The 16,222-nt window shown below is 41.5% G+C and carries 12 protein-coding genes and 1 riboswitch; of the genes, 10 read left to right on the top strand and 2 right to left on the bottom strand.

Annotated elements, in window-relative coordinates; all coding sequences use genetic code 11:
* Positions 1–108 precede the first annotated feature (108 nt).
* Complete coding sequence (locus QWZ17_RS28880) at positions 109–915, bottom strand: phytanoyl-CoA dioxygenase family protein (protein WP_290308838.1); 807 nt, start codon at positions 913–915, stop codon at positions 109–111.
* A gap of 260 nt (positions 916–1,175) precedes the next feature.
* On the bottom strand, positions 1,176–1,967 hold the full coding sequence (locus QWZ17_RS28885; protein WP_290308839.1) for an SDR family NAD(P)-dependent oxidoreductase: 792 nt from the start codon (positions 1,965–1,967) through the stop codon (positions 1,176–1,178).
* Positions 1,968–2,186: 219 nt separating this feature from the next.
* Between QWZ17_RS28885 and QWZ17_RS28890 the strand changes: the two genes are divergently transcribed.
* The 10 genes from QWZ17_RS28890 to QWZ17_RS28935 all read left to right on the top strand — a co-directional run bounded on the left by QWZ17_RS28890 (position 2,187) and on the right by QWZ17_RS28935 (position 15,210).
* On the top strand, positions 2,187–3,365 hold the full coding sequence (locus QWZ17_RS28890; RefSeq protein WP_290308840.1) for a hypothetical protein: 1,179 nt from the start codon (positions 2,187–2,189) through the stop codon (positions 3,363–3,365).
* Between the two features lie 155 nt (positions 3,366–3,520).
* The gene (locus QWZ17_RS28895) at positions 3,521–3,967 is read left to right on the top strand and encodes a protein-disulfide reductase DsbD domain-containing protein (protein ID WP_290308841.1); all 447 of its coding nucleotides are present in this window, start codon (positions 3,521–3,523) and stop codon (positions 3,965–3,967) included.
* A 425-nt stretch (positions 3,968–4,392) separates the two neighbouring features.
* A riboswitch (SAM riboswitch) is annotated at positions 4,393–4,506 on the top strand.
* 218 nt (positions 4,507–4,724) lie between these two features.
* Entirely contained in the window at positions 4,725–6,038 is a 1,314-nt protein-coding gene (locus QWZ17_RS28900) for a peroxiredoxin family protein (protein ID WP_290308842.1), read from the top strand.
* 31 nt (positions 6,039–6,069) lie between these two features.
* Positions 6,070–7,398 (top strand): peroxiredoxin family protein, encoded by a 1,329-nt coding sequence (locus QWZ17_RS28905; RefSeq protein ID WP_290308843.1) that lies wholly within the window; start codon positions 6,070–6,072, stop codon positions 7,396–7,398.
* Positions 7,399–7,470: 72 nt separating this feature from the next.
* On the top strand, positions 7,471–8,148 hold the full coding sequence (locus QWZ17_RS28910; RefSeq protein WP_290308844.1) for a YceI family protein: 678 nt from the start codon (positions 7,471–7,473) through the stop codon (positions 8,146–8,148).
* 190 nt (positions 8,149–8,338) lie between these two features.
* Positions 8,339–9,301, top strand: coding sequence for a cytochrome-c peroxidase (locus tag QWZ17_RS28915; RefSeq protein WP_290308845.1), 963 nt, complete (start codon positions 8,339–8,341; stop codon positions 9,299–9,301).
* A 104-nt stretch (positions 9,302–9,405) separates the two neighbouring features.
* The gene (locus QWZ17_RS28920; protein ID WP_290308846.1) at positions 9,406–12,171 is read left to right on the top strand and encodes a TonB-dependent receptor; all 2,766 of its coding nucleotides are present in this window, start codon (positions 9,406–9,408) and stop codon (positions 12,169–12,171) included.
* 11 nt (positions 12,172–12,182) lie between these two features.
* On the top strand, positions 12,183–13,025 hold the full coding sequence (locus tag QWZ17_RS28925; RefSeq protein WP_290308847.1) for a DUF4397 domain-containing protein: 843 nt from the start codon (positions 12,183–12,185) through the stop codon (positions 13,023–13,025).
* A gap of 101 nt (positions 13,026–13,126) precedes the next feature.
* Positions 13,127–13,867: a superoxide dismutase gene (locus QWZ17_RS28930; RefSeq protein WP_290308848.1), complete on the top strand. Its 741-nt coding sequence runs from the start codon at positions 13,127–13,129 to the stop codon at positions 13,865–13,867.
* A complete protein-coding gene (locus tag QWZ17_RS28935; protein WP_290308849.1) occupies positions 13,867–15,210 on the top strand; it encodes a hypothetical protein in 1,344 nt (447 codons plus the stop codon). Before QWZ17_RS28930 ends, QWZ17_RS28935 begins: the two co-directional genes overlap by 1 nt.
* The last annotated feature ends 1,012 nt before the right edge of the window (positions 15,211–16,222 follow it).

Below are 16,222 nucleotides of genomic sequence, written 5' to 3' on the forward strand. Positions count from 1 at the left end.
CGGATATATACCCTGGCCATCAATTTGTTGCTAAAGAAATTTTTGACAGCTGCTATTTTGCCCGTGCGTACAAGGTAACCGATAAATAAAGCTATTAACATGGTGTTTTTATTTAACGATGCCTGCAAAACGTTGATAAAAAGCGGTTGGGCTATCGGCGTGTTTGGGTTCGTACTTACCTGCTATAATCGGGATATAGATCACTCTTCTGCGGCTTTCTTCGCCAATTACGTTTGATTGCGCAACACGGTGCCATAAACGACCATCATGTATGGTTAAATCGCCGGCGGTTGGAGTTATGGCAACCTCATTTTCATCGGTATCATGATCCAAAAAATACTTTTTGCGGAAAAGCATCTGGTAAAGATTTTGATTGTGTGTACCAGGCAAAATTCTTAATCCGCCATTTTCGGGCTTTAAAGTGCTGAGGTGGATGCCAACGTTCAGCATCGGGTTTAATCTCGATCCATGGAAAATATCGCGCAAGCCATCTGTATGCCAGCCCATTTTGGTAAAGCTGCTTTCGGGGCCGTTTACGTAATGGTTAAATACCATGCCGTCCTTTTCGTCGGTACCCAAACGCGCGCCATCGCCAATAAGGGTAAGTAAGGTTTGAAAACGTGGGTCCTGTGAAAACTCATGGAGCAGCGAATGGTGTTTGTTGATGAAGGCGAACCGCTGTACAATAGGGGAGCCGTCCAAATCCTTACCATACTTAATAGGCACGCCGTTTACTTTTTCGGTTTTTTGATCAATCCATTGCTGCTGCACCTGTTCTGAGGCTTTGATGATATCTGTAACTGTTTCTGGTTTAATGAAGCCGGAGAAATGTATAAAACCATGTTGTGTAAAAAAAGCTTGCTGGTGGGGTGTAATTGTTGAGCCTAAAGTGAATTTTGGATATGAGCCTGCCATAAAACTGAAAATTAAGTACGGTGAAAATGAATGTGTGAAAATGGAATACTACCCAAACAGTATTTAAAAAACGAACAGCGTTCGTGAAGGGAAATTTAGCAACAACAGCTACACATGACCCTTTGTGACAAGGGCATTCGCATGGAGCATGCAAATTGGATGTGTTGTTGATTTTTCAATGTATATTAAGTCTATCTTTTTAGTAGATATTTCAAAAGTAGAGAAATAAACTATCTAAACAAATTTTATTGAAAATAATTTTAATGTTTATATAAGCCGGCGGTTACACTTTCAATTAAGGCCTTAGGACTATGCCTTGCTGCCGCCGCCGAAACTTTATTTAAAAAGCCCGGAACAATCTCTGCCTTTTTCTTAAACATACCTTTAATACCTATAGCGGCAACATCCGCAGGGCTCATATTAAATTTAGCGGCCAGCTCTGCCAGTGCGTCCATACCCGCCCGATGCGCGAAACCGGTATCGGTGGGTCCGGGGCACAGACAGCTTACAGATACCGGGGAATTTTTAAGCTCAAAACGTAAAGCCCTGCTAAAGGATAGCACAAAAGCTTTGGAGGCCGAGTAAACCGCAAGGGTAGGCACAGCCTGGTAGGCAGCCGTACTTGCAACATTGAGTATAAAGGCTTGTTGGCTTTGCTTTAAAAGCGGCAGCAAAAGATAAGATAGTTCGATGAGTGCATCAATATTAACCCTTACCATGCTCAGTTGCTGCTTTATTTCCAGCTCATCAAAATTGCCCCACATTCCATAGCCGGCGTTATTGATGAGTATAGATACCGGCACATCAATATTATTAACCCAGTTAAACACAATATCGGCAGCGCCGGGTTCAGAAAGATCGGCCGATAGCCAGGCTACTTCCACACCATGCTCTTTTTTTACTGAATTACCCAGGTCCTGCAAATCAGCTTCGCTACGGGCTACCAGCAGCAGGTTGTATCCTTTTTTTGCCAACAGCAAAGCTATCGATTTGCCAATGCCCTTGCTGGCGCCTGTTATTAAAGCATATTCTTTCATGGTTGGCTGGTACATTATTGTATGATAGTGCAAGTTTAATAAAATAGTCTACTAAATTTGTAGACTATTTAAAAAGTTATTACGTTTGTGGCGTATGAAAAATATTTCATCCTTTTCCGCAGGTTATTTACACCTTAAACATTACAACAATTATTGTTGTTGTTGCTAAACAATTGCCCATACTGTTTACAATAAGGTTACGTTAATAATATACCAATTTAAAAGATCATACCCATGGTTGCCCATCGCATAGCGCGTTTAATAAAGGCGCTCATTGTTACAACTTGCTTTTTACAAGGTTTTACCGCGCAGGCGCAGCTATCTGCCGCGCTCAGGTATAAAACAAAACATGCGGATACTACGTCCACAGGCAGTTTTGAGGCAGATTATGTTTATCCCACCATAGCGCTGAATAACGCGTCAGTAAACGTAGCCAATCGGGCCACCCTCGATGAGGCGCCGATAGATTTTGCAGAAAATCATTTAACCGATAGGCAGGAACGTAAAAAGCTGATGGGGTATTTGAAGGAGCTTTCGGCAAATAACGCGCAAATAAATTACAACCAGGCCAGGGTTAAGGTTTACTATAAGCTGGCCAATGTTTTTGCCCGGTTACGCTTATATCCGCTGGCTATGAAATGCTTTTTTAAAACGATGCAATACCGGGAAGGGGAACTACCTGTAAAAAATCAGCCCATTCCGGTGGCACTAAATGACACGGCGGCAGATACCAGCGGACAAGGTGTTAGTATCGGCAATAATTACCTGGCCATTAACGCCAAAGACGATTCCCTGTTTGTGAATGATGCTAACTTACCGGTTGCTAATAAGAGCACGGAAAAGAGCAAAGCGATAAACTATCAACGGATAATCAATACGTTTAATGATGGTAAAAAGGCTGCGGCTTACGCGTTGCTGTTTCACGTAAAACAGCCTGTAGCGGGTAAGCCCAAGGTATTTAAGTTAACCAATACAGGGCATACTTTTATAACCTTAATTAAATATAATACCGATTCTACCTCGGTATCCATATCTTTTGGTTTTTATCCGCAAAAGGATAACCTTTTTTCGGCCACGCCGCTCGATCCTTCCTGCTCCGGTACATTTAAAAACGATAATGCCCACCAGTGGGATGAGGTGATGGGCAAGTTTATTTCAAAACGGCGGTTTGAAAAGATCCTGGCACTTACAAAAAGTTACGATGGGGTGGAGTATCACCTGTCGAAAAATAATTGTACCGATTTCGCGCTCAAGGCAGCCGCCTTCGCCGGTTTTGGGGTAACCAACAGCAAGGATTCCTGGCCGCTGGGGCATGGAAATAATCCCGGAACAACAGGCCAAAGCATTATAGATGGCAAAGTACATAATTCAGAAAGTGTTGAAAATCTGTTTGTTGATTATCAAATTAAATAAAATTAAAAATAAATCTATATAGTCTATAGAATTAATATAATATAATTATATTTGCAACACCTCAGTTATCAATATTTGTGCTGATGAGAGGCAGGAGGTGCAAGTTTATCATTTATAATGTAAAGCCTCCGCTCATATTTAAACCTGGTTGCTAAATGAAAAAAGTTATACTTACTACATTATCTATCATAACATCAACGTTTGCCTTTTCGCAAATTCTTACACCGGTAAAATGGTCGTACGCGTCAAAGAAAATTGATAATGAGCAAGTGGTAGTTTTTGTAAAGGCAACCATTGATAAAGGCTGGCACATTTACTCGCAGCACGTGGCCGATGGCGGTCCGGTAAAAACATCAGTAACATTTGCAAAAAATGAAGCTTATGCTTTAACGGGTACCACCACTGAACCTAAAGCGGTAAGTAAATTTGAAAAAGCTTTCGGCATGGATGTGCAATACTTTGAGCATTCGGTAATTTTTCAACAAAAAATAAAGCTTAAAGCAGGCCAGGGCAGTGTTACCGGCACAATTAACTATATGGCCTGTAATGATAAACAATGCCTGCCGCCCGAGGATGTTGAATTTACCATCGTCGTGAAATAATAAATACAAACCGATACCATAAAAATAAACGGCCGATAGCCACCAATCCGGCCCGATATATTACTAACGAATACCATGAAACCAAAATCAGATTTATTCACTATAGCCCGCAAACAGAATGGTGGCTCCCTTTTCTGTTGTTACTGTCATTGCTAAAAAACGCTGCTACATTTTAGGGTTGTATCAAATTTTCTTGTAAACAAGAAAACGATAAACATCCTGGCTGTACTAAGTGCGTTGCTTTGCTATGGTGGTAAATCAGGCGTGTGCTGTACAGTTCAGGATGTTTATCGTTTTACAAGATAAAAAAAATAATAAAAGGAGTCGTTTAAATAAATATTCTACTAAATCTATAGGTTTTATTGTATATATCATATTTATTTGTATCTTTACAGCATTCTAATTAACCCCACCATTAATTAGTTGATTTATAAAGAATAAGGGAGAGGAAGTCTCGATGATCTTATAGCAACTTTTCAGTAGTCTGAAATAAGTGCTAAACTTTTTTCAGCAGCAATAACGCTGCTGAAATATAAATTAACTAAAAGTCATGAACGCATTAATCTATCAAGTGCCACAAGTACATCCTGCAACCATCAAACGATGTTGTTGTATGGCCCAGTACGCTTTCTGGTTTTAACAGTTAGCCGTCCTTAAGTTTTTTTGCTGGTTTTTCAAGGGCTTTTTGAGCCTTAACGGATAATCTATGCCAAAATTTTTCATCTCATCAATTCACAATTACTAAACTAATACTACAATGAAAATTTCAAATTACTTAACCAAAGGAAGCTTGTTATCAGCAGGGTTACTACTTGTCAGCATCACAATTTTATCAGCTAATCCCAAGCCAAAGTTTATTAAAGAAGGTAAATGGCGGGGCGAGTTTACCGTAAGCGAATCAAAGGTACCATTCAATTTTGAGCTTAAAGGCAGGGATGCCGAACACGCGGTTTTTACGCTCATTAATGGTACCCGCCGGGATAATTTCCATGTCAAATCTATCGGCACCGATTCGGTATATATTAAAATGAATACCTACGATGCGGCACTGGTTGCCAAAATCGAGGATAATGGTTCGCTAAGCGGCGAATACCGCAGCCTGGTGCCGGGTTTTAGAGGTAACTCTTTACCTTTTACTGCCGAGTACGGTAAAACCTATCGTTTTGTAGAGCCCGGCAAAGATGTGGCACCCAAGGCCGATTTAACCGGTAAATGGGAAATAAAAACTTACAGCAAAGAAGCTGTTCCGGCATCTATAGCGCTGTTGAAACAAAAAGGCAACAAGCTTACTGGCGTAGTAATGACTGTAGTTGGCGATACTCGCGAACTGGAAGGCACCGTACAAGGTGATGAGTTTGCTTTAAGCGGCTTTACCGGCCCAAGTCCTTTTATTATTAAAGGTAAAATCAATGCCGATGGCTCCATCAGCGGCGAAGAAGGTTTCGGGATTTATAAAAATCTGAAATTTGATGCCGCCAAAAAAGCTGACGTAGAATTACCCGATCCTTATAAACTTACTTTTTTGAAGGAAGGCTATAAAAAACTTGATTTCTCATTCCCGGGCATTGATGGCAAGCAGGTTTCTTTAAGCGATGCCAAGTACAAAGGCAAAGTGGTTATTGTAGAAATAATTGGTACCTGGTGCCCTAACTGTACAGATCAAACGGTATTTCTTTCACCATGGTTCAATAAAAACCATAACCGTGGTGTAGAAGCTATCGCCCTTGGATTTGAGCAGAAAGACAGCCTGGAATATGCCAAATATACTTTAGGCAAGTTAAGGGATAAATATGCCATCAATTACGATATCGCTTTTGGCGGCCTGGCCGATAAAAAACTGGTATCGCAAAAACTGCCTGCACTTAACAAGTTCATTGCTTTCCCCACTACCATTATCATTGATAGAAAAGGCGACGTAAGGGAAATTTATACAGGCTACACCGGCACCATAACCGGCAAATACCACGAAGATTACGAAAAGAAATTCAACAAACTGCTGGATGAGCTAATTGCCGAGCCTGCAACAGAAACAGCCGCGGTTGTTGAACCAGCCGTTCGCCAGGGAAACTAAATTAACTGCTCCTATAAATAATAATTTACACATGAAAACACTCAATTTAATTACATCATTCAAATGCCTGTCTGTAGGCTTGCTGTTTAGCGGTGCCGCGGCGTTGGCTGCAGACAAAAATCCGCCCGTAAAATTTATTAAAGAAGGTGTTTGGCGCGGCGTATTTAACGTGGCCGAAACCAAGGTTCCTTTTAATTTTGAACTGAAGGGCAAGGATGCCGAACATGCGGTATTCACGCTTATTAATGGTAGCCGCCGGGACAACTTTCATGTAAAACAGATAGGTAGGGATTCGGTATTCATTAAAATGAATACTTACGACGCGGCCCTGGTTGCCAAAGTAGAAGAAGATGGTACCCTGAGTGGCGAATACCGCAGCCTGGTACCGGGTTTCCGTGGCAACTCATTGCCTTTCACTGCCGAATATGGTAAAACCTACCGCTTTGTTGAACCGGGTAAAGATGTAGCGCCAACAGCTAATCTTACCGGTAAATGGGAACTTAAAGTTTACTCAAAAGACCAGGTGCCTAATAAAATAGCGGTGTTGAAGCAAACAGGCAACAAACTAACCGGTGTAATTATGCAGGTAACCGGCGATAGCCGCGAACTGGAAGGAACCGTACAGGGCGATGAATTTGAGTTGAGCGGTTTTACCGGCCCAAGCCCTAAAATTTACAAGGGCAAAATTAATGCTGATGGCACCCTGAGCGGCGAAATTGGCTCTGGTATTTATGACAATACCAAGTTTGACGCCGTTAAGGATGATAAAGCCGAACTGCCCGATCCTTATAAATTAACTTACCTTAAAGAGGGTTACAAAAAGCTTGACTTTACCTTTCCAGACCTAACCGGAAAACCTGTCTCCTTAAGCGATGCCAAGTACAAAGGTAAAGTTACCATTATTGAAATTGTTGGTACCTGGTGCCCTAACTGTACAGATCAAACCGTGTTTCTTTCGCCATGGTTCAATAAAAACCATAACCGCGGGGTAGAGGCTATTGCCATAGGTTTTGAGCAAAAGGATAGCTTAAAATACGCGCAGTATACCTTAGGTAAGCTAAAGGAAAAGTATAATATTCAATATGATATTGTATTTGGCGGCCTGGCCGATAAAAAATTGGTATCGCAAAAATTGCCTGCTTTAAACAAGTTTGTGGCATTCCCAACAACTATTATTATTGATAGAAAAGGCGATGTAAGGGAAATTTATACCGGCTACACCGGTACAGTAACCGGCAAATATTACCAGGACTATGAAAAGAAGTTTAACAAACTCCTTGATGAGCTGATAGCCGAGCCTGCTCCAACAAATGAAGCAAACGCCGTAGAAAACACCAGCGAAACCTTAAAAGGTAAATAATACTAAAACAAAAAAACACACTATTCCCGGCAGGGGGCAACCTTTGCCGGGTTATTTAAACTTTAAAATATCATGACCACCATTACTAAATTATCTGGCGCTGTTTTGTTAACGGCATTTGTATCGTTAACGGCATTTACGCCATCGACCATTAAAAACGTTAGGCTAACCACAGGAAAAGGCAAAACTATTAAAACAGTTGAAGTCAACAAAAAACATAAAGTTGCCACTTTTAAAGTTGATAACGAAAGCAGCAAACTTACCTGGGCTGCAAAAAAAGCAACCGGCGATCACAACGGCGAGGTTAAAGTAAGCAATGGCAATTTTGCCATTGAAAATAACGCGCTAAAGGGTGGTAGTTTTGATATCGACCTGAATACCATTACTGATGCCGACCTTACCGACCAGGCTTCAAATGATAAACTGGTAAGTACTTTAAAAAGTGAAACTTTTTTCAATACCGAAAAATTCCCTAAAGCAAATTTTGTACTGGCATCTGCCACAAAAACCAGCGGCAACCAATATGATGTTAAAGGTAAACTAACTATAAAAGGCATCACCAACGATGTAAGTTTCCCGGCTACCGTAACTGTGGCTGGCAAAAAACTAACCGCTACTGCAAAAATCACGGTTGACCGTACTAAATATGATATCAAATTTCGCTCAAAAAACTTTTTTGAAAACCTGGGCGATAAAGTGATTTATGATGATTTTGATATTAACGTAAACCTTAACGCAACCGCGCAGTAACACGGTTTCTTCATAAAATAAATTACACATTATTAAATAATAAACATGGCTGCCAATAAGGCGGAGGGCCATTGTTTTGTCAAAAGCATTTAAAAACGTCGCTTAGTTGGGTTGTGGATCGGTAGCCGGGATGCGTTGTTATCCCGGCGAAGGTCCCTTAATTGATGCAGCAAGCTAAATGCATTATGGTATGAAAAAAGGAAATATACTTTTGGTGATAGCGGCAACTGGCACGCTGATAGGTTTGATGAGTTTTGCAGGCACAAAAGATGATGTGCAAACCAAAGAGCAACTGGGCGAAAAACTGTTTTTCGACCCTATATTATCCGGTGATAACAGCATTAGCTGCTCGTCATGCCATAAGCCAGAGTTTGCTTTTGCCGATACCGCTACCTTTAGCAAAGGTATAAAAGGCAACCTTACCGCAAGAAATTCGCCGGGGTTAACCAATCTCTCCGGTCGGCCACACCTGTTTTGGGATGGTCGTGCAGCTTCATTAGAGGAGCAGGCATTGGGGCCAATTACATCGGCAACAGAAATGGGCTTACCTATTGAGGAAGCCGTAAAAAAATTAAACGATAATAAATACTACGCTGATGCATTCCAAAAGATATTTAAATCAACACCCACCAAAGATAATCTGTTGAAGGCCATAGCCTCATTTGAGCGCACGCTGGAAACATCAAACAGCCCTTATGACCGTTACATTAACGGCGATGATAATGCTTTATCGGCATCAGCGGCGCGCGGCCGCCTGTTGTTTATTGGTAAGGCTAATTGCAACAACTGCCACTCTGGCGAGGATTTTACTGCCGATAGGTTTAAAAGTATTGGCCTGTACAATGGCAAGGATCTGAATGATCCCGGTCGCTCTGCCATCACCAATAACAAAACCGAAGAAGGGGAGTTTAAAATTCCAAGCTTACGCAATGTAGCTGTTACAGCGCCCTATATGCATAACGGCAAATTCAAAACTTTAAAAAGCGTGGTTGAATATTATAACAACCCCTCGGCAGTGGTAAAAGATGGCATCAACCGCGATCTTTCGCTGGATAAGCCTTTAAATTTAAATGATGGCGAGATCAATGACATTGTTGAATTTTTAAAAGCCCTTACCGATGATCGTTTCAAACAAAAGCTTGCCTCAAATTAAAATTCCCCTTTCAAATAATTAATTAAACGCAATACCAAAGCGTGAATAATTGAGCCGGAATGTACCGGCTTAGCCACCGCTTTGATTTTTTTACCCCTTTTTAAATGAAGAAAATTGTACTCCTGCTTTTATTTTTTAGCCTGGCATACGGGCAAAATCTATTTGCACAAAAACGAACGGTAAGCGGTGTAGTGACCGGTGCCGATGATCATAAACCGCTACCCGGTGTATCCATAACTGTAAAAGGCCTCAACCAGGGAGCCGTGACTAAAGCCGATGGCTCGTTTGATATTGTTATCCGGAATGGTAAATACCTGTTGTTTTCCTTTATAGGTTACGAAACCCAGGAAGTTGAAATTGATGGCTTAAAGCAATTTAACATCGCTCTTAAACCGGCTGGTAATAACCTTAACGAGGTGCAAATTATTGGCTCTCGTAATGCTAATCGTACCAAGCTTAATTCGGCATCGGCTGTTGATGTTATTGATGTTAAGCCATTGTTGGAATCGGCACCACAGGTGAGTGTAACGCAGATACTGCAATATATATCGCCATCATTCCACTCGGTAAACGGCAGCAACGCCGGTGATGCCGGATCGGCACTGAGCCTTGCCCAATTGCGTGGTTTAGGTCCCGACCAGGTTTTGGTTTTGATAAACGGAAAACGCAGGCATAAAAGCGCCAACGTAAACTACGGTGGCTTAGGCAACGGTTCAACCGGGTACGATCTGAACTCTATCCCAACGGGATCTATCGATAGGATTGAAATTTTGCGCGATGGCGCAGCTGCTCAATATGGATCAGACGCTATCGCGGGCGTAATCAACATCGTTTTAAAGAAAAAAACGGACGACCTGGTGGTAAGTACCTCCGGAAGTACACGTCGCCGTGGCGATGGAGCCGTTACCCGTACCAATGCCAATTATGGCGTAGGTTTAGGCGATAATGGTGGTTTTATTAATGCCACCGCCGAATACGCCACGCAAGCCATAGCTTTACCCGCGGGTAAAGCAGATGCCGGCTTATACAATGGCCCCATTTATGGTGGCGGGGCAAATACACGCGGATACGATGCTATTTATACCAAAGCTATTGATGATGCTATTTTGGCAAGCCGGGGTATTGACAGGCATTATTTTGATCAGCGTGGTGGCGGTGCTAATGCCGGCCAGGACGCGTTACTATTCTTTAACGCAGGTTTGCCGTTAAACAAAACAACAGACATTTATGCCTTTGGTGGTATCAGCAGTCGTAATTCGCAATTTACGGCGGTTTACCGCTTACCGGGGTGGACATCAAGAAACAATAATTTCATATATCCCGATGGCTTCCTGCCTGCCATGGAAAACAACATTGTAGATGCATCAATCGCTGTGGGTATTAAAGGAAAAATAGGGGAGTGGAACGTAGATCTATCAAATACCTACGGCAAAAACAGCTTTAGCAACCGGGTTGATAATTCATTAAATGCCAGCTTAGGCTTAAAAAGCCCAACCAGTTTTGACGCGGGCAGATACAGTGCCGGGCAAAACACTACAGGCCTTGATTTTAACCGATACTTTGATAAGCTTTTGAAAGGTTTGAACGTGGCCTTCGGTGTGCAAAACAGGGTAGAGAGTTTCCAGATCATAGCCGGCGAAGAAGCTTCTTATTCAAAGGCAGATCAGCGTACTATTGTTGATGTTGATACTACTACAGGTGGCATCCCATATTTATCAAACGCCGGTGTTACATCATTAAACGGACTGGCAGCAGGCTCGCAGATACACCTTGGTTTCAGGCCCGAGAACGCGGTTAATGTAAGCCGTTCGGTAACCGCGGGCTATGCCGATTTGGAATTGAACATAACTAAAGAATGGCTGATTTCGGGCGCTGGCCGCGCCGAATACTTCTCTGATTTTGGCAACGTATTTACCTGGAAAGCCGCCACCCGTTACAGCTTTGCCCGCTGGTTAAACATTCGCGGATCTGCTAATACCGGCTTCAGGGCACCGGATTTAGCACAGTCATACTACACTTCAATTTCCACCACATTTCAGCAGGGCAAAGGTGTTGATATCTTAACAGCATCGAACCAAAGCGCAGCCGCAAGGGCTTTGGGAATCCCTAAATTATCGCCAGAGAAATCAAAAGGATATGCTTTGGGGCTTACCTCGGCACCTGGCAGTAACGTTGAGTTAACGGTTGACGCTTATTTGATAGATATCAATAACCGGGTAGGTAATACGGGCAACTTTACTTCGTCGGATACTAATTTGCCTGCAGACGTTAAAACCCTGTTTCAGCAAACGGGTGCTGCCCAGGCCAACTTTTTTTACAACGAGTTTAGTACCCGTACAAAAGGGATTGAGTTTACCGGCAGCTATAAAGTACTGTTAGATAAAGGTAATATCAATTTCCTGTTTGGCGGTAACTTCGAAAAAAATGAAGTAACTAAAGTAAATACACCTAAGGGGCTGGAAAAGTATACCAACGTAATTCTAAGTCCGGCAGAACGGGCAAGGGTTACCACCAATATCCCGGCTCAAAAGGTTAACCTGCAAGGTATTTACAGTGTGGATAAATTTACCTTCCTGGCCCGTACAGTTTACTTTGGTAAAGTAACCACAGCCTCACAGCTAAGTGCTGCCGATCCACTTAATCCGGTATACTTTTATCAAAACCTGAAACCAATATGGGTTACCGACCTATCTGTTGGCTATAAATTTAACCCAAAACTGCAGGGTACTGTAGGTATAAACAATGTGTTTAATGTATTGGGCGATTATACCGATCCATCCATCGCGGGCCTGCGTAATCCAACAGTGGTTGGCATACAAAACGGTAGTGCCGGCATACAGCCATTTATCAAGTTATCAGCTCATCTATAAGCGCAATTGTCATGAACATTATATATTTCAATCAACATAACAGACTACTGAAAAAAGCATCGCTTTTTGGTGCACAGCAACTATATTTATTACTGGCAGCACTCTTATTACTCGGTACATCGTGCAAAAAAACAGATTATTTAAACGTAAACGCCGCTGATAGATCGGCACTTGTAGCACATGTCAGTTTTGTAAACGCCAGACCTGTGAATGCCAATATCCAGTTTTGGGTGTACACTACACAGGTAACTAAAACCGCATTGGCCATCAATACCAAAAGCGATTACCTGGATACCCAGTTTGGCGATGTGCAGATCAATTTTACCGAAGGCACCAATACATCATACAAAGCATCCCGAGAATTTGGTAACAGCGCCACTTTTACAACAACCGGCGGGCCAAATGGTCCCATTGCTAATTATTACCATACCGTTTTTGCCATTAAAAACACAAAAGCCACAGCCGATTCATTGATCCTTTTTTATGATGATCTATCGGCTCCGGCTGCTGGCAAAGCAAAAATAAGGTTTGTAAACCTGGCCCCCGGCACACCTAATGTTGATTTTGGCATTGTCGGGCAAACAGCCTTGTTTACCGGTACAGCATACGGAAGGGCAGGAGGATCTGTGTTATCGGGCACTGGGTTAAACACCTGGTCAATCGGGCCGTTTGTGTCGGTTGATGCAGGCACCTTTAATTTTTCAGTAACACAAAGTTCAGATCATTCGGTGCTAAGTATCCAAAACAATAAACTAAGCAATGTTACGCTTGCCGCCGGTAAAATATATACCATATACATCAATGGCACACCAGGCAGTACAGCCTTGGGCGCCACAGTATTAGCCCATAATTAATTAAAAATAAGGCACAAATATCAGTGATTTAATAGGTGTGCTACTAAAGCTGTCCCGGTTTAATCCGGGCAGCTTTATTTAACTAAATAAATACAATCAACATGAAAAACAACAGTCGCAGAAAATTTATTGAAAATACCTTAAAAGCAACGGCTGCGGTAGCCTTGGCTGGTCCGGTTATATTTGGCGCAGATAAAACATACGCCCGGGAGGCGGCAAATACGCGGGAATTTATTGCCGCTGAGGCATTGCAATTTACCCAGGTGCCTTTAGGTTTTGAGTACAATGCCCTTGAACCATACATAGACACGCAAACCAACCAGATTCATTACACCAAACATCACACTGCTTACATTAAAAATGTAAATGATGCTATAGTGGCCGAAAAGATAAGCTACACTACTGAAAAGGAGTTTTTTGATCATGCTTCCCAGTTATCGCCAAAGGCGCGTAACAACGGTGGTGGTGCCTGGAACCATAACTTTTTTTGGCAAAGTTTAACGCCAAAACCAACCGCGCCCCAGGGGAAGTTAAAAGATGCCATTAATGTTGCCTTTGGCTCATTGGAGTTATTTAAGGCGCAGTTTGCACAAGCGGCGCTCAGTCGCTTTGGATCGGGCTGGGTATGGTTGGTTAATGTAGATGGCAAGCTTAGCATAGCCTCTACAGCTAACCAGGATAATCCTTTATTTGATAATGCTACAGTAAAAGGTACGCCTTTGCTGGCCCTGGATGTTTGGGAGCACGCTTACTACCTCAAATATCAGAATAAACGCAACGAGTATGTTGCCGGCTGGTGGAACGTGTTAAACTGGAACGAGGTTAGTAAACGGTTGGGATAATGAGCGATAGCACTATTGAGTTTACAGCGCCCAACTGGAAAACACCGCAAAGAATATTGTTGCGAACATTTGTTGTTTACGCGGCTATAACTGTTATTCCGCTTGTTCCGTCATTTTATAAGCAGGATTTTGATGCCGGTTTCTCGGTGGCTAACTATCCATGGCGCTGGCTGGATGTAATCAGTCAGAATAATCCATGGTTTTTTGATAACCATGGTGGCAAAAATTATTTTGGCTGGTTTATAACCATCGTCATTTCCCTGGTGGTTGGAGTAGGCTGGGCGTTTATTGAAAAGCAGATCAATAAAAATAAAAGCGTACTTGATCATACTCCCAATGATGGCCGCTTGTACAACCTGTTTTTTATATTAGTAAGGTACCAGGTAGCGTTAAGAATGTCGTGGTTTGCTATAGCCAAGGTTTTTCCGGTGCAGATGCCGTTTCCAACACTCAGCCAATTAAACACCAACCTTGGCGATTTTACGCCCGGTAAATTATATTGGCTTACCACGGGTGTATCCCCATTTTTTGAGGTATTTGCCGGAATTTTTGAACTTACCGCTACAGTGCTTATCCTTTTCAGGCGCACAACAACTCTTGGGGCACTCATGATGATTGCCATATTGCTGCCGATTTGGTTTGTAAATATTGGTTATGATGCCGGTGTTGAACTGGCCAGCCTGCATTTGCTTTTATTATCGTTGCTGCTGTTAGCCAAGGATGCCGATAAATTCTGGACGCTGTTAATCCGACACCAAAAAGCCGCGATAAGCTATATCGCGCCGCCCGCCTTTTCGGCCGGATGGAAAAAGTGGACCCGTACGGCGTTGAAGTTTTCATTTATTTTTGTATTCCTCATTTACAGAGGATATCATTACGAGCGTTTGTACGCTGCGGGCAAAACCTTTAAGTTGCCCTTGGATAACGGCGTTAAAAGCTTTACGGGATTTTACAAAGTGAGCCAGTTTAAATTGAATGGGAAATTGATCCCATACCATCCTGACGATAGCCTACGCTGGCAAAATGTGGTTTTCGAAAAATTCAATACCATAAGCATCAAAGTTGATAAGGCGTTTAAATTAAACACCCAAAATAAGGTCCGTACTACCGAGTACTACGGGAATATTGGCAGGTTGTTTTATGGTTATAGCGCAGACACCGTAAAGAAAGTGTTAACCCTGAAAAACAGGGCGGATACCACGGAGCGAATAGTGCTGAAGTATGAGATACCATCACCAGGTAAATTTATTTTAAAAGGATTGAAAGGTAGGGACAGCATTGCTGTTGTGCTTGATAAGGCGGATAAACATTATCCCCTGGCGGCGGCCGGTAAAGGTAATTGATTAGGGAAAGTGAAAACCTAAATCTGTATCAAAATAAAAACCTTTTAAAATAAAAAAGATGGGTAGCCTAAACGCTATCCATCTTTTGTTTACAAGTAAATGTAATGCTTAAATTATTTTGCAACCTTTTTTGCCGGGATTAAAGGCAAAACGATAACTGCTAAAAATGCAACTACTTCTAATACGATTAACATGATCTTAATTTTTTTAATGATTTATTGAATTGTGACGACGGCTGTTGATACCTAATTATTTCGCAACTTTTTTAGCTGGAATTAATGGTAATACGATAACTGCTAAAAAGGCTGCAACTTCTAATACGATTAACATAGTTTTAATTTTTTAAGTGATTTATATATTATTAATAGCTCCTGGAAGCACATTGCTAATCGCATAAATCCCTAATATATATGGGCTTAAGTGATAAACATTTACGGTTTCCTGAACGGGAATCGACTAAAAACATGCCATAAAATCAAATGCGTTTTTGGAGGAGAAATAGCAAAAAAATAAAATCGGTTATTTTTTTAATTCGCAAAAAATGACGGGAGAATAGGGGAAATAAAAAGAGCGAAACGCTTTGAAAAAAAAATATAGCGTTGTTTTTTAAATGTAAATTTTCAGAAATAAAAAAAAGCAGAAACTTAGGCGTTAAAAGTATGACATTGTAAAAAATGATTCATTTTTCTACTCAAAAAATGAAAAATAGTCGCCAAAAATCATTTGTAAAGTTAAAATAGATCCCAATTAGTCAGTTTGATTGAAAAATATCGCATTAAGGGTAGTTTTTTACATCGCTTAGATATTTGAAATTTTTTTTGTCAATTTGTCATGTAGTATGACATGTGACATGTTTTCTGACAAAAATTCCTGAAAAAACATTGAAAAACACTGCCAAATGGAACGATCTATTTAAAATAATGGCATAGTTATGGAAAATGGGCCTGTGCCAAACCGCTTTCAGGTTGGTTTGTGAATTGTCAAACTATTTGGCTAAATTGACGTTTTACAT

This window comes from Mucilaginibacter flavus (genome assembly GCF_030409315.1).
Lineage (GTDB): Bacteria > Bacteroidota > Bacteroidia > Sphingobacteriales > Sphingobacteriaceae > Mucilaginibacter > Mucilaginibacter flavus.